Here is a 23,391-nt window from a genome sequence, read left to right on the forward strand (position 1 = left end):
TTCCTAATAATGTACATATTCTACAAACAGTGTCATTTTTCCTTGCAAAAAAACACGAATCGCAAAATTGTCGATTCGTGTTTTATAATTATAAAAGGCTATAAAGTTTAATGTTTTCGTTTTTATCTGCAAACCAACGCATAGCGAACTCATTTTCAAATAGGAAAACAAGATTGTCAAAACGGTCTTTTACAAGCATTGATCGACCTGATGACATTGATTCTTTGACATCCTCTTCATTTTCAATCCAGCGTGCGATTTTCGAACCAATTGGCTCCATTTTTACTTCCACATTGTATTCATTTTTCATACGATGTTCAAATACTTCAAATTGTAATTGACCAACTGCTCCAAGTATAACTTCCTCTGTATGCAGCGTTTTATAGTATTGAATAGCACCCTCTTGCACTAATTGTAAAATCCCTTTATGGAATTGCTTTGATTTCATAACGTTCTTCGCCGTTACGCGGACGAATAATTCTGGTGTAAACTGTGGTAATTTTTCAAATTGGAATGTTTTCTTGCCACCTACAACAGTGTCTCCAATTTGGTATGTTCCTGTATCGTACAAACCAATTATATCACCAGCAACTGCTTCATCTACTGTCTCACGATCGTCTGCAAGGAACTGTGTAGATTGTGTGACTTTAAATGACTTCCCTGTACGAGATAACGTCATATTCATTCCACGTTCAAATTTACCAGAAACAATACGTACAAAGGCAATACGATCACGGTGTGCTGGATTCATATTGGCCTGAATCTTGAAAATAAAACCTGAAAACTCATCATGCTCCACAGGATCAATAAACTGCTCATCTTCAGTAATTCTTGGCTGCGGCGTCGGTGCGAATTGTAAATAGGTTTCCAGGAAAGTTTGAACACCAAAGTTCGTTAATGCTGAACCAAAGAATACAGGTGTTAATTCCCCACGACGAATTTTTTCCTCAGAATATGCATTTCCCGCTTCATCTAAAAGTAAAATATCGTCCATTGCTTGTGAATAATAAGAAGTCACCTTCATTGGATGCTCCACAGCAAGCTCCCCATTGTCGTCAATTGGTAAGAAACGTTCCGCTTCATCTGTACGGAATTGCTCAATGCGTTTATTGTAACGATCATAAATACCAAGGAACTCTTTACCCATACCGATTGGCCAGTTCATAGGATATGCATTGATACCTAATACCTCTTCAAGCTCTTCGATCAATTCAAGCGGCTCTTTCCCTTGACGGTCTAACTTATTAATAAATGTAAAAATAGGAATACCACGCATTTTACAAACCTTAAATAGCTTTAAAGTCTGTGCCTCGATCCCTTTGGCAGCATCCACTACCATGACGGCACTATCTACAGCCATCAATGTACGATATGTGTCTTCCGAGAAATCTTGGTGACCAGGGGTATCCAAAATATTCACACGAGAGCCGTTATAATCGAATTGCATGACAGATGAAGTAACCGAAATCCCACGTTGTTTTTCGATCTCCATCCAGTCCGATGTTGCAAATTTACCTGTTTTTTTACCTTTTACTGTACCTGCATCACGAATGGCACCACCAAAAAGTAAAAGCTTTTCTGTAATCGTCGTTTTCCCAGCATCAGGGTGACTGATAATGGCAAAAGTACGACGCGATAGTATATCTTGTTCTAAATTTGAATTCATCTCGTCATTCTCCTTTTTTCATACTTAATAATAATAAAAGAAGACTTGCCTTTCGTACAACCTTTTTACATGAAATCTCAAAAAAGAAAACCCTTTAGTTACAACTAAAAGGGTTTCCTAAGAATTTAGCTTTCATCACACGAATTTTAATCGGCCTGCTTCTATCGCAATTTCTGCATCACTATGTGGAAATTTGGTATTTTCGATAATTTGATAATCCTCATGGCCTTTACCAGCAAAAATAATCATGTCACCTGGTTCAGCAATTTCAATCGCATGGCGCACTGCCTCTGCACGATCTCCAATACAAGCATAATTATCATGAAGCATACCTTTAGCAAGATCGCCTGTAATACTATCGTAGTCTTCATAGCGTGGATCATCTGTCGTTAAAATAACATATTCCGCAGCAGACGCTTTTTCAGCCATGGCAGGACGCTTTGATTTATCACGATTGCCACCTGTTCCAACTAAGAAAATCAACTTGCCCTTTTTATAAGGTTGCGCTGCTTGAATTGCCTTTTCAATTGCATCTGGAGTATGGGCATAATCAATAAAAATTTGCACAGGTAGATCTGAACATACTTTCTCCATACGACCCTTGACTGGCGGTAGTTGCTCGATTTGTTCAATAATGGACTCCATTGAATAGCCCCTACCATAAAACGCAATCATGGCTGCCAATACATTATAAATATTAAATTCCCCAAGCAAATTCATTTTTACACGATAAATTCCTTCAGGCATTTCCACGTCAAATGATGTCATATAGTCGTGATATTCACAGTTAATGGCGCGGAAATCAGCATTTTCATTTTTTAAACCATATGTCCACACTGGAAATGGTGTCATTGCAGCATATCTCTCTGACCAAGCATCGTCTGCATTCAACACAACAAATTTATTTTTTTCTAAATCTTGTCCAAGTTGGGAAAATAATAAGCCTTTTGCATGGCCATATTCCTCCATCGTACCATGGAAATCAAGATGATCGTGCGTTAGATTCGTAAAAATAGCGATATCATAATCAACACCTGCTAAACGTCCAAGTGCTAACCCGTGTGATGAAACTTCCATTGTCATTAATCGACAGCCTTCCATTTTTGCACGGAAAATCATTTGTTGTGTCGATAACGCATCACTCGTTGTATTAGCTGATTCATATAAAATTCCATTTAAATTAAAGCCAATTGTGCCGGATAAAGCCGATTTCTCGCCCATACCATGCATTATATTTTGAATAATTCCTGTTACGGATGTTTTACCATTCGTTCCCGTTACACCAATCATCGTTATGTCCTTTGAAGGATAATCAAAGAACTTTGCAGCTAGTAAACCTACTGCACGATCTGTATCTTTCACAATCACTTGTGCGATTGTCTCTCCTAGCGGTAATTCTCGCTCTGTCACAACAATTGTTGCGCCACCATCTACAGCCTTTTGCGCATAATCATGCCCATCTACTGTATACCCTTTGATACAAACAAACATGCTATTTGGTTGCACACTTCTTGAATCTACTACGATATCACTAACCTGATCTGGCAGCACGCCAATTATTTTTTTCAAAGGTAATGCGTTTAACAATTCCTCTGCATACATTTCATAATCCTCCAATCAATCTCTACACTCATGTCATCATTCTTAATAATCGACAAAAAACGACAATATGAAATCCCCCACGTTCTATTGAACTTATTTTACTACTTATTTCATGATAAATAAAATGCCTCTCTAGTGTTTTTTCAACGAAACCGCTTTCATTTGAGGAAAAAATCATGTTTTCTTCAAATTTTCATTTATAATCACCAATCGGCATTTTTCGACATAACGAGAAAAGGTTATTTAGAGAACACTTGTCTATGCATGGTAAGCTTATAGTTACAATGGAGGCATCAAGAAGATACCTCCATTGTTAAACTATTTCATAATTGAGCGCACAATTTTCACTTTCTGTTTATATGGCGGGAACAACACATTTGTCTCCAGCTTGGAAGATTTCTTCAAGATAGATTTCTGGTGAGTAAAGTTTTCAAAGCTCGCTTTGCCATGGTATGCTTTCACACCTGATGGACCTACACCACCAAATGGTAAATGTAAATTTCCAACATGTGTGATGGTGTCGTTAATACATCCCCCACCAAATGGTAATTCTTCTAAAAAGTATTGCATGGCTTTTTCATGTTCTGAGAAGAAGTATGCCGCTAAAGGCTTTGGTAATTGCCGGATTTGATGAATGGCAAGTGGCAAATCATTATACATCATAACAGGTAAGATAGGACCAAATAGTTCTTCCTGCATGGATGGACTTGTCCATTTTACATATTCTACGATTGTAGGTTCAATATATAAATCATCCCGATCTATTCGTCCACCATATGTAATGGCATCACGTTCGTTCACAATTATTTGCTGTAAACGATCAAATTGTTTTAAATTAACGATACGTCCATAATCAGGGCTTTTTAAAGGATTTTTGCCATAAAACGAACGGATTGTTTCTTTTAATATTTTCATAAAACGGTCATAAACGTCTTTGTGTACAAGCAGATAATCAGGGGCCACACATGTCTGTCCAGTATTAGTAAATTTACCCCACACAATCCGCTTTGCTGCTACCTCTAGATTTGCTGTTTGATCGACAATTGCTGGACTTTTGCCACCAAGCTCTAACGCAACTGGTGTCAAACGTTCTGCAGCAGCTTTTGCTACTACTTTACCAACAGCTACACTACCTGTAAAAAAGATATAATCGAAGGAAGCATGAATAAGAGCCGTAACCTCTTCCTTTTCGCCTTCCACGACACGTACATATGAAGACGGGAATGTTTCCTCAATGATTTTTTTCACAATGACTGCTGTGTGTACAGAGGTTTCTGATGGTTTGACGATTGCTGTGTTTCCTCCAACTATGGCGCCAATCAGTGGCTCCATTACAAGTTGGAATGGATAATTAAATGGCCCAATAATTAACGTTACGCCATAGGGCTCACGAACAATAAAGCTCTTACCCATTTGATATTGTATTGGTGTTTTGACTGCTTCTGGTTCCATCCATTCTTCTACATGTTTTACCATATATGAAATACTATCTAATACAATGCCAATTTCTGTTGCATACGCTTCAAATTCACTTTTACGAAGGTCTAAGTAAAGCGCATTCAATATTTCCTTCTCATATTTCAAAATTGAAGTTTTTAATTTCTTTAATTGCTCTTTTCTAAATTTCACACTTTTTGTAGCACGGGAAAAATAAAATTGACGTTGCTCTGTAATCATATTTTCCACATCTTGTGACGTAAAATTCATCAATAAAGCACCCCTTTTTTTAAAATGGCATACATAGTTTTTTCATTTTGAAACAAACTATCTTTGTCTATACGATACAACATCGAGAGGCAAAAATCCTCTTTCTACATCGAGGGGGTGAAATAGCAATATGTGAAATGAAATGTTTTAGTTTTTTCATCTCGGGAAATATACAACTACATATTAAAACCGAAACGGGGGCGTAGATGAATGACAACAACAACAGGAACATGGTGGGAGTCCATTTTTTCTGGACCATTATCGCATGGAATTTGTGAAGAAAAAATATTGCTATTGCAAGATGAGGCTTTCTTATATCTCTCTACAATACCTGTGGAGAATGAAGAAAATCCAGAAGGAAATTAAAAAATAACGCATTATAGGATGCCCCTATAATGCGTTTTTATTTCTAATTAACAATGAATGCTTGCTGCAACTGATCTAATTGTGCTTCAAGTCTACTGATAGCCTCTTCTTCTATCGCAAAGCCGCCCTCTTCCAAACGTATAATTTGTTTATCTACAATGTAAACAGAATTGGTAATGGAAGTGGCTCCTAGTACAGCTAATACTGGCTTTAATGCATATTCCAATGCCAACAAATGACTGATCGAACCTCCTACAGCAATAGGGAGTATAGCCTTATCGAGCAAGGCTTTTTGCGGTAGTAGATCCAAGTAAGTCTTCAAAATACCTGTATAGGATGCTTTATAAATTGGTGTAAGGATGACAATAAAATCTGCTTCCTTAACATGCTCATTTTCAGACTGTATTTGCTTACTAGAAAAATTCGCTGTTAATAAATCTGTAGCTGGGAGCTCATGTATATAATTTGAGTGAACCTCTACTCCTTGTGCAATGAAATGATTCTCCACCTTTTCATGAATGGCGGTAACTCTAGAATTTTTCGAATTACTTCCATTAATAATGACTGCTTTTGTCATCTTGCCCACTCCTTTTAGCAATGTTATAAAAAAGGCCCCTATTCTACAAATCGATGAAACATCGTTTTGTAAAATAGAAGCCTCTAGATGTCTAGTTAACTTAAATTCCTAGTATTCTTATAAAATTAATTTAACATAAATTTCTAGAATGTCAACAGCTTTTTATTGGTGTATTGCTTTCCCAAACACAGCTTTAGCCACATCTCCAATATGCTCCGATACAGTAGGATGTGGAAAAATCATATGTGCAAGTGTTCGAGCTGTACCACCAGCATTTTTTGTTGCTAATAGTGCATTAAGTATTTCTGTTGCACCATCAGCTACTACACAAGCCCCTAAAATTTGCCCATTATCCTTAGATGAAATTAGCTTGACAAAGCCTTCAGTATTCCCCTCCATTAATGCCTTTGGGTTTGTTTGTAGTGGCATTTTCGTTACAATGTACGGTGCCTTTACTTGCTCTTCTAGTAAACCAAATGTAGCAATTTCAGGGTTTGTATAAACACAACGTGGAATGCTTGTTTGATCAATTGGTATTGGTTGATTTCCTACAATATAATCGACAACGTAAATTCCTTCAGCACTGGCAGAATGTGCAAGTTGATAACCACCCACTAAGTCACCAATTGCATAAATATTCGGCAGGCTTGTTTCAAAATGCTCATTGACAGCTATTAATCGACCATCAAAAGCTAATCCTAGATGCTCAGCAATTTCTATATTAGGACGACGTCCAGTTGCAAATAAAAGGTTTTCATATGTATAAGATCCTTTAGATGTATGAATGATATTACCTTCAAATTTTTCAAATTGAAAATCTGTCACAAGTTCAATACCAAGTTTCTTCATCTTTTCTCGAATCAGCGGTCTTGCTTCCGCCTCTTCCGTTTGTAAAATATCCTCGCTATGATTAAGCACTGTTACCTTTGTACCAAGTGGTGCTAAACTAAACGCCATTTCAATGGCAATTACGCCCCCGCCAATGATTGTTAGCTGTGCTGGAAGCTTGTCTATCTCAAAAAATGTGTCCGTCGTATGGTAGGTGGATGTCTCTAACCCTTTGAATCGTGGAACAAAGGGTTTACTACCTGTCGCTAAAATTATATCTGATGCCATTATCGTCTCATTCCCGATAGTTATCGTTAAGTCCTTTCCGATTGAAGCTTCACCACGATATAAAGTTATATGATTATTGATAATATATTGCTCAAGGTTTGTTAGTAGTTCATGAATAATTGTATCTTTCCGTTGCATTAGTCGAGGAAAATTAATTTCCACTTTAGGCACTTCTATTCCCCAGCTATTCCCTCTTTTTATTTCCTGCACAAGTTTACTATGCTCCAATAAAATCTTAGATGGAATGCAGCCAACATTATAGCAGGCTCCTCCCAATTTATCTCGTTCGATGAGTGCTACTTTTTTGCCATTCTTGGCTGCATGTATGGCAGCCACATAGCCACCTGGTCCCGCTCCAATAATAGCAATATCAAAATTTTCCATAATTTTCACCTCATGTACCACCATATCATTTGCAAATTTTGAATGCAATGACAGACATAGTAAAAGCCTTTCATTACAATGAAAGGCCTTTTGACTTATTTATATACGTTTATGAGCATTCGTTTCTCTTTCGCAGGTATAAGGCTTTCTCTCCGCGGGTATTTGCTTCTCTTTCATGAGTATTCGACGCTCATTGATCTTTTTAATAAATATTTCGTTGCCAAAATCGTTGCTGGGCAATGGCAGCTACAAACTTTTTCGGAAAATCTTTATTACCTGTAGCTAAAACGATTCCTGGCCCTACATTGGCATTCGACATATTGAAGAAGGTTGTGCCAGTTGCAGCAAATCCTATAGGCTTAAAGTGGCGATATGCTTCATTTATATAATTGACGATATAAGTATTGAATTTCGCCTGATTACTTGCCTTTACTCCAACAACATATAATGAGTCAAATAATACAGCATCGGTTGTAATAAATGTGTCAGTAGCCGTTAATTGCACACCATTATTCCCTATTACCACACCTAGTCGATCAGAGATTATGCTATAGCGCACACCTTGTCTTGTTAAATATTTCAATACTTCCCCGACTTCATTTGCATCAAAGCCATCACCAATTAAGACGCCTACTTTCAACGTATAGGGTAATTTAACGGTATTGGCTTGACTCAGTGCAGGTGAAGAGGCCGTTACTTTAGACTGCTCGCCATTAGGTCGATTAACACCAACGTTGTCTGCCACTGTGGTAGCCATTTCTTTATCCACATGAACAAACATATCCACTACTTGCTGTCGAACAGATTTACTTTTCACTTTTCCTACTTCGAAGCTAAAGGCATCGATAATGTGTTGTTTTTCAGGTGGAGACATGCTGTTCCAAAATAGCCTTGCTTGTGAAAAGTGATCGTTAAAGGATTTACTACGCGCTCTCGTGATTCTTCCTTCAACCTTTTCTTCATAATGAACATATCCGCCTTCTCTTGCAGTAGAGGTAGCTGGTGTATTATTTGCTAATGAATTTTTATGATAGCTTACCCTGCCTAAATTAATGGTCTGTCGACTAAAGCCATTACGTTGATTGTTATGCACTGGGCAAATCGGGCGATTAATAGGGATTTCTGCAAAATTTGGTCCACCTAATCGAATCAATTGTGTATCTAAATAGGAAAACAATCGACCTTGTAGTAGAGGATCATTCGTAAAATCTATGCCAGGTACAACATTACCTGGATGAAAGGCAACTTGCTCTGTTTCAGCAAAGACATTATCTACATTGCGATTTAAGGTCATCTTTCCAATTTTCTTCACAGGTACTAATTCCTCTGGCCAAAGCTTTGTCGCATCTAAAATATCAAAATCAAATTTAAATTCATCCTCAGGTTCTAGTATCTGTATGCCTAACTCAAACTCTGGATAATCTCCAATTTCGATGGCTTCCCATAAATCTCTCCGTTGAAAATCTGGATCCTTCCCTGCAATTATTTGTGCTTCATCCCAAACAAGAGAATGCACTCCTAGCACAGGCTTCCAGTGGAATTTCACAAATCTTGATCTTCCCTTGTCATTGACGAAACGGAATGTATGCACACCGAAACCTTCCATCATACGAAAGCTTCGTGGAATGGCACGGTCAGACATTACCCACATTACCATATGTGCAATTTCCTGATTACTGGCTACAAAATCCCAAAAAGTATCGTGTGCAGAGGCTGCTTGTGGCATTTCATTATGAGGCTCAGGCTTTACGGCATGAATTAAATCGGGAAACTTAATGGCATCCTGAATAAAAAATACAGGGATGTTATTACCAACTAAATCATAATTCCCCTCATCCGTATAAAATTTTGTTGCAAACCCACGTACATCACGAGCTGTGTCCATTGAACCTAAGCTCCCTACCACTGTCGAAAATCTGACAAACACAGGTGTCTTCTTTTTCGGATCCTGCAAAAATTTTGCCTTCGTATATTCCGACATGGATTCATATAATTCAAACTCGCCATGTGCTGCAAAACCTCTGGCATGTACAACACGCTCTGGAATGCGTTCATGATCAAAATGGGTAATTTTTTCTCTAAGATGAAAATCCTCCATAATTGTCGGACCACGAACACCTGCCTTTAACGAATCCTCATCATTGGACACCCTTAGTCCCTGATTCGTTGTCATTTTCGTACCCTCATTTTCGACACGAAACGGCTCTAATTGATGATCCTTTGGGTTTCCTTCTCCATTTTTGGATTGATTCGACTTTGAGTTATCCACACAATCCCCTTTCATACATGTACTAATTTCGCTCCATATACACTATATGTTTCGGAAAAAGAAACATGCCTTCATTCCGATAAAGCATTATGTAAGATAAAAAACAGGCTTCTATTTGTTAATAGAAAACCTGCTCAATCTTAAAATATGTATCGTATCATTTCATGTATGTTACAGTATGGGTTGTCACGGCTCTCTGTCTCTCGAAGTGCCATCATATCTGTGCAATTTTTAATCGCTAACTCATGTCGTAATGCAATGGGGGCTATGAGGGATTCATCAGCCTTATGCCGGAAATAACGACTCACACCAAGGTGCTGTTCCATTTTGTCATTAAGGACAGCACGAGGGTACTTTTCTGTACTATCAACTTCCTCAAAATGCAAGAGTAACCACAATTCAAATGCTTCATTTGTATAGGCAATATGAATATTTTTTTCCTCACAAAATTGATTTACTTCCTCTAGTTGCTTTTCGGTTAGATCATCCTTATCAAAAACAATCCAAACTTCATCAAAGTATTGGTAGCTGGAATCTCGATAAGCATGTTGGGCAAGCTTAATCGCTGAACGTTTAACGTTTTTTATCTTGACGCTAACCATCTTAGAGCGCTTTAAAATACGCATTTGTTCAAAATAGATGCGTTCTGTTTCACCTTCACAATAAATTAAAATAGTTTTACGCAGTGTTCGGCTCCCTTGTTGACGTACTCTCACTGCTCAGATACCTCCGCTTCTTCTAAGTATTGTTCAGATAAATACTCATTAATGACAGGCGTTGCACCAAATTCCCCTTTCATATAGCGTTTCGCATAAGAAAGATCTCCACGTTTCCTTTGTAAATCTGCAAAATCAAATAAGGAGTATAGTTCCGATTCATTTTTAAAGCTTTTATTAACAAACCAAATTTGATCGGCGCGTAGTGGCTGATCAAGTAATTCTATTTCATGACTTGTCACGACAAATTGATTACTGCTATTGCGTTTGCTATTCATAATAGCCATTAAAAACTCACAAATCGATACATGGAAGGCTGTGTCGAATTCGTCTATAAAAATGGTTTTTCCTTTATTATAAGCATCCACCATCACACAGGCTAAATGTAGCATTCGCACTGTGCCCTTAGAATCCATTGTCCAATTAATTGTTTTTGTCCCTATCGGTGCACCTGCTTCATCAAATGATAAATAATGTAGATCAATATCTACTTCTTGTATCACCTCAGGCGAATCAAACTCATAGCCAATTGTATTTTTCTCTCTGCGTTCCACACGTCTAGCCGTGACATCTTGAATGGAGAGGTCTGCAATTTTTAGCAGTTTGATCACTTCCTTTTTAAAGGGCTCCTCTTCAAGTTTACGAATAAGAGGATGACTTGATAACCGATTTGCTTCATCTAGGAAAAGAATTTTATGTAAAAACCAATCGAATATCTTTAAAGCGTCTGGATCATTAAAAACATGTAATACGGATAGAAAGGCTGTATTATTACGTGTATATTTTGTCAATTCCTGTGAAGCTGTTTGAAATGTCTCATAAGAATATTCTGTACCATCCCATTGTCTGACAAATAATTCTTCCTTCAGTGACTTGTTCGTTTTCACAAGACGTTCATAGAGAACTTGAGAAGCATTATACTGAATTTCATAATCATATAAAGCTCCGTCCAAAAAAAGCGATATCATAAACTCTGTTGGTTTGTCTTGCTGACTTCCTAACTTAAACGGTTGATAGGGTAGACGTAATTGCTTTACATTATTTAAGTTTTCAAAATTAAAAAGCAAGGAACGTAATACTTTAATAGCCGTAAACAGATTAGATTTTCCGCTTCCATTTGGACCAAAAATAAATGCGCTTTTTACAAGACGAAGTGTATCAAACTGAATTGTATGGGTATCCTTCCATTTTCGTAGGCGACTTCCAGCTACCATTGAAAACAACGTATCATCTTTATAACTTAAACAATTCTTTACTCTAAAATCTACAAGCATATGTAAACCTCCGTCCACAACCATTTCTTTAATGAATTATTATACTATAGACATAGAAAAAGACATATTACTCAATGTAATATGTCTTTTTACTTTATCCACTTTTTTGTTGAATTTCTGCTAATGATTCATTTTGTAGCGCATGCAATGTACGTTCAATGCCTTCTGCAAAAGATATTTTAGGCTTCCAACCAATTGCATTGGCTAATTTATCATTATTTAAAAATGAATGCTCAATATCTCCTTCTCGTGCTGGGGCATATTGAATTTCAAGTGGATGGTTTAAGTGTTGGAGCAGTAAGATGACCTGGTGAATTGACCAAGCCTCATTAGTGGATACATTATACGTGCCTTGTAAACGTGCAGATACACCTGCGTAAATAGCATCAGCAATATCGTCTACATAAATAAAATCACGTGTTTGTTCACCATCACCATAAATTGTAAATGGTTTACCTGCCATACTGCTTTTTATCATACTTGGAATCACAGCTGCTTCACCTTGCATTTGCTGTCTTGGCCCGAAAACATTGGCAAATCTATAGATAAGAACGGGCAAACGATAATCTTTTTGCCATTTCTCACAGTAGGTTTCGCCAATGCTCTTGTTTAATCCGTACATAGATATTGGTTCACAGACATCTGATTCCTCTAATGGAGGATAGTGACTATCCCCGTAAACAGCTGCTGAGGAGGCAAAGACAAAGTGCTGTACCTTATACTTGGATGATAAAAAAAGCATTTGGCTAAGCCCAACTATATTTGTCAAAATATCCTTTACTGGCTCCTGGATAGATTGCTGCACGCTCGTTTGCGCTGCACAATGGACGACCACATCAAAGTTTATTTCCTTAAAGAGATGCTCGCAAACCTCATCCTCAACATTTAAAAGATAGGATTTATGCTCGAAGTCAACATTCCGTAAATGCCCCGTACTTAAATTATCAATAATATAAACCGTTGCACCTTCTTCAAAAAAGCGCCTACCTACTGCACTGCCAATAAAACCATAGCCACCTGTCACTAATACATTCATCCTATCGCCCCCAAAAACAATATGATGATTTATATGCAGTAATTACTAAAAATATGCAAGAAACTTATTTACTGGAAATTTTTCTCAAATTCTTTTTACTAGATTTCTTCATTCACAAGTATCTATTTTGAGCTATATAAAAAGCATGTTTGAAGATTACTTCAAACATGCCCTAGCTATCTATTTTTAAGCTGGATTAATTTCTAATTCAACCGTTACTTTAATATCTTTCCCAACAAGGACCCCACCAGTTTCTAATGCCGCATTCCAAGTTAGACCAAAGTCTTCACGATTAATTGTTGTTTCAGCTTCAAAGCCGTATACTTCTTGACCCCATGGATTTGTGCCTTTTCCATTAAATTCTGTATCAAATGTTACTGATTTTGTAACGTCTTTGATTGTTAAATCACCAGTTACTGCATATTCATCGCCTGCTTTTTTAGCAATATTTGTAGATTTAAACGTAATCGTTGGATATTTTTCGGCATCAAAGAAATCTGCTGCTTTTAAATGATTATCGCGATCTTCGCTACGTGTATTAATACTTGCTGGATCGATTGTAAAACTAATGATAGCAGTTGTTAAATCTGCAAGATCTGCTGCCTCAATATCAGCTGAGTAACTGTCAAATACACCCTTAACTTTTGATACCATCATGTGTTTTACTTGAAAGTTAATTGCTGAGTGTCCTAAATCAATGTTCCATTTTGCCATTATAAATTCCTCCAATTGGTTGATTTTATCTCGATTTCGAGATATATTTTAAAATATGAAGCAACTACATCTTTTATGTTACCCAAAATTGGATAGGATAAACATTTGTAGTTACTTATGTGTTTACATCTTAGCTTATGAAAAGTTTTTAATTACTTTCTGTAACCTACTATATATTAATAATTTAGTTACGTCAAGTAATTAAAAATAAATTTTTAAAACATAAAAAAAGTCGAGTCATCGGTACATCCCTCTCTATGTAATAAAAAGAATATCACCAATATTTGGTGATATTTAGCCGCAGCAATATATTATTTTGCAAAAACCTCAAAAATACCAATCATGATAAGTAGCCATCCTGAGATTGCTGTAGAATGCTTGCCAATAAACGTTTTTGCTAGTAAAGAGCCACATCTACTTCCTACTCCAACTGTGATAAAGGAAAATACGCCGATGGAAATGACTGTCCAAAGGGCTGAGATGCCATTTGCGCCTATTGCAATCCCCCCTGCTAAACAGTTTGCTGACAAGACAAAGCCAAGTGCCATTGCTTCTCTTGTTGAGATTACTAGATTTTTATCTTCATCAAATAATTCGGGATTTCCTGCTATCCGCTGATTAGAAAAATTATTGGACATCAAAGTCCATATACCAATCACACACAGTAGTAAACTCCCTAGTAAATTGGCAGTATGCGGTGAAATATACTCAACAACTGTGCTACCAGCTGTTACTGCGACATATGTGACAATCATCGACATAACAGCAATCACAGCATTTGATAAAATTGGAATTTTAACTTGTTTAACTCCATAGGCTAGACCAATCCCCAAGTTATCTAAATTCGCAGCGATTCCTATTAGAATAATTGTAATCCAATGCATACTAAGCCTCCTCAAATCTCCGTCTCCATTTTCACCTATCGTATGACAACAATAAAAAAATTAATGGGCTCAAATAAGTTAGTTGATTATGTTTCATCTTTTTAGCACGGTGTGACTAAACCATCAATTTGACAAAAGTAACAACTTGTTTATAAGATTAAGTTGTTACTTGTTAATATTTTTAATTTTTATGTAAGAAATAATAGAAAGGAGATGTAATATGAAACTCATCAAGTTATTGAAAATAGGAATAGCATTTATATGCCTTATTGTGTTAACTGCATGTGGTTCAGAAAATGGAGACACAAAGAATACTGATAAAGGTGAAATCAATTTAGCATATGTTGAATGGGATACTGAGGTTGCATCTACACATGTAGTAGGACAAGTACTAGAAGATTTAGGATATAAGGTAACACTGACACCTTTAGACAATGGGATCATGTGGGAAGCACTTGCAAACGGCGAGGTCGATGGTATGGTATCTGCTTGGTTGCCACAAACACATGCTCCACAAGTAGAAAAATACAACAATAAGATAGAGAACTTAGGAGAAAACCTAACTGGTGCTAAGATTGGTTTGGTTGTACCAAGTTATATGGATGTCGATTCTATTGAAGATTTAACAAACCAAGCTAATCAAACCATTACAGGCATTGAACCAGGAGCTAATATGATGGCTACCACAGAAAATGCCTATAAGGAATATAAGAATCTAGAAGGTTGGAATGTATTGACCTCGTCTGCTGGTGCAATGACCGCAGCCCTCAGTCAAGCTATCTCTAATAATGAAGAAATCATCATCACAGGCTGGTCACCACACTGGATCTTTAATGCCTATGATTTAAAGTACTTAGATGACCCCAAAGGTTTATATGGAGACGAAGAATATATTGGCACTTTTGCGCGGAATGGTTTAAAAGAGGATGCCCCTGAAGCCTATAGCGTCCTTGACCGTTTCAACTGGAGTACTGAAGATATAGAAAGTGTAATGTTTGATATAATGGAAGGCATGAGTGCCACAGATGCTGCGAAAAAATGGATTGCCAATAATCAAGAGAAAGTAGCCGAATGGACGAAAGATGTACAAGCATAAAAAGAGAACCCATTTACTACTCATTAGTAAATAGATTCAGACTGTAGACGGCTCATTCTATTATAGAATGAGCCGTCTACAATTTTTAACGTTCCCAAAAATGAGGGGGGTTTCAGGAGCGTAATCATGAACTAGCAAACTTCTGGAGAAAAGTAGCTAAAGTTCATCCTCTCTACACTGTATTGTAGAACAAGGAATATTCTTTATATGATAATGATAATCATTATCATATTGATTGTCAACATTAATAAAAATGATTTTTTCATTTATCAGTAGCCGTCTTCCACTGTTAAGTAAACAAAACGTTGCTGGTATCTTGCTTTCCTTTGTGCAATCGCTTTCCGCTACCGTGTGCTGAACCTCTACAGTAGATTTTTACGACCAATATCATGAGTGCATTATATACAGAGAGACGACCCTAGAAAAGGGAAACACCGTCTCATGCCAAAAGCTTCTGCAAAGGGAATTTAAAATAGGAAGCTGCTACCAGTAAGATACTGGAAGCAGCTTCCTAGCTAAAATTAAACTTAAAAGCGTATAGTAATGGATTTATAGATTATTGAACTACTTCAGGGTGAAAACCATCTTTTTGGAAGTAATCCTCATGTGACCAAATATTTAATTTTGCATCCTGAGCTTTTTGTTGAATAGCTCTAAATGCATCTTCAAATGTATTGTTTGGTTTATGAATATAACGTACAACTGCAAGCCCTTCGTTTAATAAAGATTCCTGCAATAAGACATTATCTACAAACACGTAGGCTAGAAGGCGATCATAATTGTCTGTTTCTGGTCCAACATCATAGACCGCTTCAATTTTCTTAGCCTTTTCCAATAAATTGATCGTATACTCTTTTGCTTCTTCCGCATATGGCTGAGCGCCACCTTTATTGTAATTCATTTCAGGAGTATCCACCATTAATAGACGAATTTTTCGTTTCTCACCATTAATTGTCGCCTGAATCGTATCCCCATCATATGCTTTATTATAGTCTATCTCAAAGCGTTTATTACCTGTTTTTCCTTCCACTTGTTCAATGGTAATAGTACCTTGCTGATCTGTAACTGATTTAGTACTTTGATCTTCCGCAGGTGATCTGCCAAATATCATGTACAATGCTACAGCCAAAATAATCGTACCACTTGTTATTAATGTTTTTATATCTTGCATTTTCATGTAGTAGGCCCCTCACAACTAATCATCATTGCTTATACTTACGATTCGTATAAGTTGTGCACCTCATCATCAGAAAGACAACAAGTTTCACGATGTTTCTATTGTAAAATATCAAGCTACTACATTCAAGCTATCATATTGTCACTGCTACCCAGTGATTTGGTAAAACCTCTACTAACTGACTATTTTCTACCTCATAACGTATTTTCACGTCTTCTGCATGATCAGCATCAGTATATTTCTGCTTCTCAATTGCAGGATCTGGAATAGGAATAGAACGTAGTAATGCACGTGTATATGGATGTTGTGGGTTAGCGTATAGCTCTTCACTTTCTGCCAGTTCTACAATCTTTCCACCATACATCACGGCTACACGATCACTGATGTGCTTCACCATGGATAAATCATGGGCAATAAATAAATACGTCAGCCCAAGCTTTTGTTGTAATTCTTTTAATAAATCAACAATCTGCCTTTGAATGGAAACATCCAGTGCCGATAAGGGTTCATCACAAACAATAAAGTTTGGCTCAACCGCTAATGCTCTCGCAATACCAATTCGTTGACGCTGACCTCCCGAAAATTCATGAGGATAACGCATGGCATGCTCTTTTTTCAAACCAACAAGTTCAAGCAATTCCTCTACCCGTTGTCGCCTCTCCACATGTGTCTTCACCAGACCATGAATATCAAGAGCCTCGCCAATAATATCTAAGATTTTTCTGCGAGGATTTAACGATGAATAGGGGTCTTGGAAAATAATTTGCATATGGCGACGCATTGCCTTTAGCTGTTTTTTCGATAGCCTCGTTACAGGTATTCCTTGATATAGAACCTCTCCATTTGTAGGCTGATGAAGTTGAAGAATCGTCCTACCTGTAGTCGATTTACCTGAACCAGATTCACCAACCAAGCCCAATGTTTCACCAGGATATATATAGAACGATAAATCATTCACTGCTTTCAACGTTTGACCACGACCTAATGGAAATTCTTTGGATAGATGGGTCACTTCGATTAACGGCTTATGTCGATCGATACCTGGCTGAATAGTAGCAATCTCTTTTGGCTGCTTTTTCTCATGCAGTTTTGGTAAGGCATTCAATAATTTCTGGGTATACGGATGCTGGGCATTTGCAAAAATTTCTTCTGTTGTGCCCTGTTCAACTATTTCTCCTTCTTTCATCACTATGATGCGATCACACATACCTGCAACAACGCCTAAATCGTGTGTAATTAAAATAATAGACGTTCCCATTTTCTTTTGCATATCGCGCATCAATTTTAGGATTTGAGCTTGAATAGTAACGTCCAGTGCTGTTGTTGGCTCATCTGCAATAAGCAGTGAGGGATTACAAGCAAGCGCCATAGCAATCATTACCCGTTGACGCATACCACCTGAAAATTCATGAGGGTATTGTCGATACCGTTCTTCGGCGTCTCTAATACCAACCAATTTTAATAATTCTATTGTTTGTTGATAGGCTTCGTTTTTTGACATTGACTGATGCTTGATTAAACTTTCAGCCACTTGATCACCTATTCGAATAGTAGGATTTGTGGATGTCATCGGATCTTGGAAAATCATACTAATATCTTGTCCACGTATCCCTTCCATTTGTTTTTCACTAAATTCAGTGAGTTCTTGCCCTTTAAACACAATTGAGCCAGATTTCAAAAATGAAGGTGGCGATGGTAATAAACGCATAATGGAGCGAGCCGTTACACTTTTCCCGCTCCCAGACTCTCCCACAATTCCTAGTGTTTCACCTTTATTTAGATGGAAGTTAACGTCCTTAACGGCTTCAAATTCTGTCTCCCCTGTGATAAAGGATACGCGAAGATTATTGATTTCTAAAAGCTTTTCACTCATTCGACCCATCCTTTTTAAAATTTGTGATTGACTTACTTTCAAGTATAATCCATACTTTACAATACTGATAGGAATTATACAATATAATGCTGAATATTTTATTTACGTTTGGAGGAAATGCATGGTTACTTCAAAAAATCATTTAAAACCAGAGAAATTTATTTTCTTTTCTACGGTTTATCAAAAACTAATGCATCAAAAGCCTTATCATCTACTTCTTTTTCTTTTTAGTATTTTAGTTCACCCTTTTACATACTTTATCTATCGGAAAAGGAAACTTTCAAACACTTATGATCAGGCTTTTGCATTGCGTAGTCAGTACTATATAGAGCATGGATTGGTTGCCCAGTGGCAAAAGGAATTTGAGCAACAAGAAATAGCAAAAGCTACATTTTTTAAAGAGGCTGTATTGGAGTCACAAATTCAGTTCACAGCCAAGCACTTAGCTCAAAGGAAGCTTCAACAGCAAGTGGATCAGGATTTACAAAAAGAGGACATACAACAACTATCCTATGCCCAATTTTTTAATCAGCAACTAACTAACAAACGTTTTGTGGCTCTTACCTTTCTACCAGCTGTTTTATTTTATGTAGTACTTATCTTATTTGCGAATCCATTTCTGCAATTTATCATTGAACGTATTTTACAAAGCTTCATTGTGATTGTTGGAGTGGCTACATTAGTGTTTACCATTTTATATTTATCACCTTTTGATCCAGCAAGAAACCTACTCGGAGTTGAAGCAACACCTGTGCAAATAGAAAACTTTAATCGCATTCATGGTTTGGATCAACCTTATTTATCACAGCTATGGAACGCATTATCTGGTCTATTTACATTTGATTTAGGTACATCCTTTGCAGGTAAAGAAGATATCACACATAGCATTGCTACAAAATTTCCTGTCACTCTTGAAATTGCCGTATTGTCGTTGCTAATGGCTATTGCTATTGCCATACCAGTTGGAATTATTTCAGCTGTTCGTCCAAATTCATATTTGGATTATACATTTATGTTCATTGCTTTAATTGGTCTATCCATCCCAAGCTTTTGGCAAGGTTTAATTTTTATTTTGACATTTGCTCTAAAGCTACAATGGTTTCCAGCTACCTATAACCCTCATAATTGGCTCTCGCTTATCATGCCAATTGTCGTCTTAGGAACATCCATTACGGCTTCTATTGCTAGGATGACAAGGTCAAGTATGCTTGAGGTGATTCATGAGGATTACATTATTACAGCAAAAGCTAAGGGCTTAAATGAATTCAAAGTGATTTCAAAACATGCCATTCGCAATGCTATGATTCCGATTATTACGGTGATTGGACTTCTTTTTGGAGGTATGTTGGGAGGCGCATCTGTAACAGAAAAGGTATTCAACATTAGTGGTATAGGTAGCTATATCGTCGATAAACAATTTATCCCTGATATTCCGGCAATTCTTGGGGGCGTTGTTTATATTGCCATCACCATTTCGATTGTCAATTTATTCATTGATATCATGTATGCCTTTTTTGATCCACGCATTCGCTCGAAAATGAAGAAGTCTTAAAGGAGGATCACCTGTGAAAAACATCTTACATGTCAAACTACTCTTGAAGATTACACAGGAATATGTCAATTCTCATTTTACTTTTGTCTTTTCCTTACTGTTTTCTTTACTATTTCTAGCCTATAGCTATAATTTTTCCAGCAATAGCTGGCGACCAGTGGTTCTGCTTCTTTTTGTTATTTATGTCATCACTACGGCATATGTTGCCTTCGTCAATTTACGAATTAAAAAGGATTTAGCAACGTATGGTGACATTCAAAAAAATACTCGAATGTTTGGCTATCCTCTTTTAATAACGATACTGTCAGGCAATATTTTTTCGACATCCTTTGCATTTATGCTTGTGTCAAAAAGAAAGACTGCTGAATATACTTTTGCTGCCTATGCCTTTATAACACAGCTATTCATCTTAGGTATTGCAGCATTGAATTTATTTAAGCCATATGTCACAGATACCTTTGTACTGGCAATGGGCGTTTTCTTAGTACTCTCGCTTCTCTATATCGTGATGGCCATTTTATGTACGAAATATGTCACAGCAACTGAGGCACCTAAATGGATGCTCATTCCAGGTATTGTCCTATTATTGGCGACTTTCACTGGTAATCTATTTGCGACTTTACTAGGATATAGCCTTATCCAAAAGGCTCGAAGGGCAAATCCATCTTCTATTGAGAAATGGCAAAAAATATGGGAGAAGATTTTACGCAATACAATGGCTGTATTCGGCTTATTCTTCATTATTTTCATGTTCTCGTTATCCGTTACAAGTTCTTGGACTTTCGACTATGATTTCGCTACTGAAAATAATTATGGAGCATTGCTACAAACACCGACATTAGAATATCCACTAGGTACAGATAATTATGGTCGAGATTTATTTTCTCGTATTGTGTTTGGGGCACAAATATCATTAATCGTCGGATTTTTCTCCACGATTATCCCCGCAGTTATTGGTGGCGCATTAGGAGCATTTTCAGGCTATTATGGTAAATCCACTGATAATATCATCATGCGAAGTCTCGATATTTTATATGCCATTCCTGGGATATTGTTAGCCATTGCTATTATCGCCGCATTTGGTGCTAATACTGTGAATCTTATTATTGCACTTAGTGTTGGAGCAATTCCAACCTATGCCCGTACAATGCGGGCAAATGTTATGCAGCTTGCTAATTATGAGTTTGTAGAATCGGCTAGAGCTTTAGGTGCATCTGATGCAGCTATTATTTTCAAGCACATTGTCCCCAATTCTTTAGCACCAATGATTGTGAAAGCAACATTAACGATTGGTGGAGCTGTTATTTCCACAAGTAGTTTAAGTTTTTTAGGGCTAGGTATTGAGCCACACATTCCTGAATGGGGCAATATTTTAAAAGTTGGTAGTACGTACCTGGAAACACATTCATATGTCGCGATTTTCCCAGGTCTTTGTATTATGCTTCTTGTCCTCTCCTTTAACTTCTTAGGAGATGGTTTACGAGATGCTTTAGATCCAAAAACAAATTAATCGGAGGTAACTATGAAGAAATTACTTGTATTTTTATTCGTTGCAGTACTAGCTTTGGCTGGCTGTGTACAAACAAAAACTGACGTAGAAGGCAGTAAAGATTCAAAAGATAGTGACAAGAGCAATGGCAAGGTTGCCATTGAAGTATTAGGGATGGCAGCTTCTGAAGAAGATATGAATATTGTGCGTGACCAATTAGTGAAAAATGGTTTTGATGTAAAGCTAAATATTCAACCTGATTACGGTTCTTTCTCTGCTCAAAAAGAAGCAGGTAATTATGATCTTGCTCTTTCAAGCTGGACGACAGTTACAGGGAACCCAGACTATGCTGTTCGTGGTTTATTTAAAACTGGCGGTGACTACAGTGTGGTGGCAGATTCAAAACTAGATGCATTGATTGATGAAGCGAGTACATTGACTGGTGAAGAAGCAGCAGCTAAATATAAAGATTTAGAACAATTATTAGTATTCGATGAAGCTTATATTGCGCCTTTATATATTTCCAATAAGTATCAAGGTATCTACTCTGAACTTGTAAACCCTAAAACAGTACTTTTACCAAAATCTCGAGCACAAGTTTGGGAAAAAATAGAATTTAATGATACATCTAAAAATACAACAGAACCTTTAATTTTACACCAAACAATCAATTCTCTTACTTCACTAGACCCAATCAAAGGGAATGATGGTTCAATCAACACATTAAACACGAATATGTATGTTCGTCTTGTTAACTTAACAGACACAGATGAAGTTGTGTCAGATGGTTCATTATCTTACAACCATGTAATGGCTGAAGGGAATCAAGAATATTACTTCATTTTACGAGATGATATCAATTTTGCAGCAGTGAAAGATGGTGCAGCTGTTGATTCAGGTGAATTAGTGTCAGCTGAAGATGTAGTCTTTTCATTAAACCGTGCGAAAGACGCTAATTCAGTACCAGATCATCGTACTTACAGCATTCATGAAAACATTGAAACAGTCGAAATCGTTTCTGAATTAACTGAATTACAAAATAAAAAAGTAGCAGGCTCTGAGCAATCCGTTTTAGAAGCATTATCACAAAACCTACCTGCTTCTGTAGCGCAATTAGCAAAAGATAAAGGTGCTGTTAATAATGCAGCAGGTGCATACCAAGTTGTTAAAATTACAACACCTACACCTTTCCCACAAGTATTAAACTATTTAGCACACCAATCTGGTGGTATCGTATCTGAAAAACAAGTAACAAGTGTTAATACGTATGATGTGGCTAACTACAACCCTGACAAGGACATTGCCTATGGTGATCAAGCTACTGTAACGGAAGGTTCAGCTACATTCAATAACCAGTTATATGCAAGTGGTCCTTACATTTTAGTGAAGAAAAATGATTATGAAGCACAGTTTGTGAAAAATCCTGCTTATCGAGCTGGTAGCGAATATGAGCCAAAAATTGCTAAAATCAATGTCCGTTTTATCTCTGATGTTGATAGTGCCCTATCTGCATTACGTAATGGTGAAATTCATGTTCTGCAAACAGTACCAGAAACGAAACTGGATATTGTCAAATCAGATGCTAAATTAACATTAAATACGGCAGATAGTAATGCTGTGTCTTACCTACAAATGAATACATCTGGCCGTGCGGTTTCTGATTCAGCAGATTTACGTAAAGCAATTCTATACTCTATTAACCAAGATGAATTCATTAGCTATTATCAAGGCAATAAAAAACCAGCTGTATCCACAGTCTCTCCATTAATTGATACTGGTTTAAAACTTGAAGCAGATAGCGAAAAAGTAAAAGAATTGGTAAAAGCATATAACGATAAAAAGTAATACAAATTAGAGCCTTCTCAAAATTTGAGAAGGCTCACTTTTATATAG

18 protein-coding genes are annotated in these 23,391 nt (G+C 37.0%); 5 read left to right on the forward strand and 13 right to left on the reverse strand.

The window, feature by feature from the left end; translation table 11 throughout:
- Positions 1-88: 88 nt before the first annotated feature.
- From ACMGGO_RS18850 to ACMGGO_RS18860, 3 genes are all read right to left on the reverse strand, one after another.
- On the reverse strand, positions 89-1,666 hold the full coding sequence (locus ACMGGO_RS18850) for a peptide chain release factor 3 (RefSeq protein WP_048392002.1): 1,578 nt from the start codon (positions 1,664-1,666) through the stop codon (positions 89-91).
- A 135-nt stretch (positions 1,667-1,801) separates the two neighbouring features.
- A complete protein-coding gene (locus ACMGGO_RS18855; RefSeq protein WP_420282124.1) occupies positions 1,802-3,268 on the reverse strand; it encodes a UDP-N-acetylmuramoyl-L-alanyl-D-glutamate--2,6-diaminopimelate ligase in 1,467 nt (488 codons plus the stop codon).
- Between the two features lie 318 nt (positions 3,269-3,586).
- Positions 3,587-4,975 (reverse strand): aldehyde dehydrogenase, encoded by a 1,389-nt coding sequence (locus tag ACMGGO_RS18860; protein ID WP_420282125.1) that lies wholly within the window; start codon positions 4,973-4,975, stop codon positions 3,587-3,589.
- A 210-nt stretch (positions 4,976-5,185) separates the two neighbouring features.
- Here ACMGGO_RS18860 and ACMGGO_RS18865 point away from each other — a divergent pair, with 210 nt between their 5' ends.
- Positions 5,186-5,341 (forward strand): hypothetical protein, encoded by a 156-nt coding sequence (locus ACMGGO_RS18865; RefSeq protein ID WP_004224556.1) that lies wholly within the window; start codon positions 5,186-5,188, stop codon positions 5,339-5,341.
- 43 nt (positions 5,342-5,384) lie between these two features.
- Here the strand turns inward: ACMGGO_RS18865 and ssuE are convergent, their stop codons facing one another.
- The 8 genes from ssuE to ACMGGO_RS18905 form a co-directional block, all read right to left on the reverse strand.
- Entirely contained in the window at positions 5,385-5,918 is a 534-nt protein-coding gene (gene ssuE, locus ACMGGO_RS18870) for an NADPH-dependent FMN reductase (protein ID WP_054549800.1), read from the reverse strand.
- A gap of 162 nt (positions 5,919-6,080) precedes the next feature.
- Positions 6,081-7,418, reverse strand: a complete 1,338-nt coding sequence (gene lpdA, locus ACMGGO_RS18875) for a dihydrolipoyl dehydrogenase (protein ID WP_259951158.1) — start codon at positions 7,416-7,418, stop codon at positions 6,081-6,083.
- Between the two features lie 202 nt (positions 7,419-7,620).
- Positions 7,621-9,702 (reverse strand): catalase, encoded by a 2,082-nt coding sequence (locus ACMGGO_RS18880; RefSeq protein WP_054549798.1) that lies wholly within the window; start codon positions 9,700-9,702, stop codon positions 7,621-7,623.
- A gap of 125 nt (positions 9,703-9,827) precedes the next feature.
- A complete protein-coding gene (locus ACMGGO_RS18885) occupies positions 9,828-10,403 on the reverse strand; it encodes an RloB family protein (protein WP_048392008.1) in 576 nt (191 codons plus the stop codon).
- A complete protein-coding gene (locus ACMGGO_RS18890; RefSeq protein WP_066036265.1) occupies positions 10,400-11,677 on the reverse strand; it encodes an AAA family ATPase in 1,278 nt (425 codons plus the stop codon). Before ACMGGO_RS18890 ends, ACMGGO_RS18885 begins: the two co-directional genes overlap by 4 nt.
- 94 nt (positions 11,678-11,771) lie before the next feature.
- Positions 11,772-12,713, reverse strand: coding sequence for an NAD-dependent epimerase/dehydratase family protein (locus ACMGGO_RS18895; protein WP_420282126.1), 942 nt, complete (start codon positions 12,711-12,713; stop codon positions 11,772-11,774).
- Positions 12,714-12,899: 186 nt separating this feature from the next.
- A complete protein-coding gene (locus ACMGGO_RS18900; protein ID WP_420282127.1) occupies positions 12,900-13,427 on the reverse strand; it encodes a YceI family protein in 528 nt (175 codons plus the stop codon).
- 311 nt (positions 13,428-13,738) lie between these two features.
- The gene (locus tag ACMGGO_RS18905) at positions 13,739-14,311 is read right to left on the reverse strand and encodes a manganese efflux pump (protein ID WP_048392011.1); all 573 of its coding nucleotides are present in this window, start codon (positions 14,309-14,311) and stop codon (positions 13,739-13,741) included.
- Positions 14,312-14,531: 220 nt separating this feature from the next.
- Between ACMGGO_RS18905 and ACMGGO_RS18910 the strand changes: the two genes are divergently transcribed.
- Positions 14,532-15,407, forward strand: a complete 876-nt coding sequence (locus ACMGGO_RS18910; RefSeq protein WP_420282128.1) for a glycine betaine ABC transporter substrate-binding protein — start codon at positions 14,532-14,534, stop codon at positions 15,405-15,407.
- Between the two features lie 556 nt (positions 15,408-15,963).
- Here the strand turns inward: ACMGGO_RS18910 and ACMGGO_RS18915 are convergent.
- A complete protein-coding gene (locus tag ACMGGO_RS18915; protein WP_288581755.1) occupies positions 15,964-16,584 on the reverse strand; it encodes a thermonuclease family protein in 621 nt (206 codons plus the stop codon).
- A gap of 133 nt (positions 16,585-16,717) precedes the next feature.
- Positions 16,718-18,457: an ABC transporter ATP-binding protein gene (locus tag ACMGGO_RS18920; protein WP_054549794.1), complete on the reverse strand. Its 1,740-nt coding sequence runs from the start codon at positions 18,455-18,457 to the stop codon at positions 16,718-16,720.
- Positions 18,458-18,578: 121 nt separating this feature from the next.
- Here ACMGGO_RS18920 and ACMGGO_RS18925 point away from each other — a divergent pair, with 121 nt between their 5' ends.
- The 3 genes from ACMGGO_RS18925 to ACMGGO_RS18935 are packed head-to-tail and all read left to right on the forward strand — an operon-like array spanning position 18,579 to position 23,343.
- Positions 18,579-20,009, forward strand: a complete 1,431-nt coding sequence (locus ACMGGO_RS18925) for an ABC transporter permease (protein ID WP_054549793.1) — start codon at positions 18,579-18,581, stop codon at positions 20,007-20,009.
- 13 nt (positions 20,010-20,022) lie between these two features.
- A complete protein-coding gene (locus tag ACMGGO_RS18930) occupies positions 20,023-21,519 on the forward strand; it encodes an ABC transporter permease (protein ID WP_048392016.1) in 1,497 nt (498 codons plus the stop codon).
- Between the two features lie 12 nt (positions 21,520-21,531).
- On the forward strand, positions 21,532-23,343 hold the full coding sequence (locus ACMGGO_RS18935; RefSeq protein ID WP_374806062.1) for an ABC transporter substrate-binding protein: 1,812 nt from the start codon (positions 21,532-21,534) through the stop codon (positions 23,341-23,343).
- Positions 23,344-23,391 lie beyond the last annotated feature (48 nt).

The sequence above is a fragment of the Lysinibacillus sp. BNK-21 genome, assembly GCF_048684915.1.
Lineage (GTDB): Bacteria > Bacillota > Bacilli > Bacillales_A > Planococcaceae > Lysinibacillus > Lysinibacillus capsici.

Excerpts from the sequence above, each read along its gene's own strand:
- ACMGGO_RS18850 (WP_048392002.1), bottom strand. The coding sequence starts at position 1,666 with ATGAATTCAAATTTAGAACAAGATATACTATCGCGTCGTACTTTTGCC.
- ACMGGO_RS18855 (WP_420282124.1), bottom strand. The coding sequence starts at position 3,268 with ATGTATGCAGAGGAATTGTTAAACGCATTACCTTTGAAAAAAATAATT.
- ACMGGO_RS18860 (WP_420282125.1), bottom strand. The coding sequence starts at position 4,975 with ATGAATTTTACGTCACAAGATGTGGAAAATATGATTACAGAGCAACGT.
- ACMGGO_RS18865 (WP_004224556.1), top strand. The coding sequence starts at position 5,186 with ATGACAACAACAACAGGAACATGGTGGGAGTCCATTTTTTCTGGACCA.
- ssuE (WP_054549800.1), bottom strand. The coding sequence starts at position 5,918 with ATGACAAAAGCAGTCATTATTAATGGAAGTAATTCGAAAAATTCTAGA.
- lpdA (WP_259951158.1), bottom strand. The coding sequence starts at position 7,418 with ATGGAAAATTTTGATATTGCTATTATTGGAGCGGGACCAGGTGGCTAT.
- ACMGGO_RS18880 (WP_054549798.1), bottom strand. The coding sequence starts at position 9,702 with ATGAAAGGGGATTGTGTGGATAACTCAAAGTCGAATCAATCCAAAAAT.
- ACMGGO_RS18890 (WP_066036265.1), bottom strand. The coding sequence starts at position 11,677 with ATGCTTGTAGATTTTAGAGTAAAGAATTGTTTAAGTTATAAAGATGAT.
- ACMGGO_RS18895 (WP_420282126.1), bottom strand. The coding sequence starts at position 12,713 with ATGAATGTATTAGTGACAGGTGGCTATGGTTTTATTGGCAGTGCAGTA.
- ACMGGO_RS18900 (WP_420282127.1), bottom strand. The coding sequence starts at position 13,427 with ATGGCAAAATGGAACATTGATTTAGGACACTCAGCAATTAACTTTCAA.
- ACMGGO_RS18905 (WP_048392011.1), bottom strand. The coding sequence starts at position 14,311 with ATGCATTGGATTACAATTATTCTAATAGGAATCGCTGCGAATTTAGAT.
- ACMGGO_RS18910 (WP_420282128.1), top strand. The coding sequence starts at position 14,532 with ATGAAACTCATCAAGTTATTGAAAATAGGAATAGCATTTATATGCCTT.
- ACMGGO_RS18915 (WP_288581755.1), bottom strand. The coding sequence starts at position 16,584 with ATGAAAATGCAAGATATAAAAACATTAATAACAAGTGGTACGATTATT.
- ACMGGO_RS18920 (WP_054549794.1), bottom strand. The coding sequence starts at position 18,457 with ATGAGTGAAAAGCTTTTAGAAATCAATAATCTTCGCGTATCCTTTATC.
- ACMGGO_RS18925 (WP_054549793.1), top strand. The coding sequence starts at position 18,579 with ATGGTTACTTCAAAAAATCATTTAAAACCAGAGAAATTTATTTTCTTT.
- ACMGGO_RS18935 (WP_374806062.1), top strand. The coding sequence starts at position 21,532 with ATGAAGAAATTACTTGTATTTTTATTCGTTGCAGTACTAGCTTTGGCT.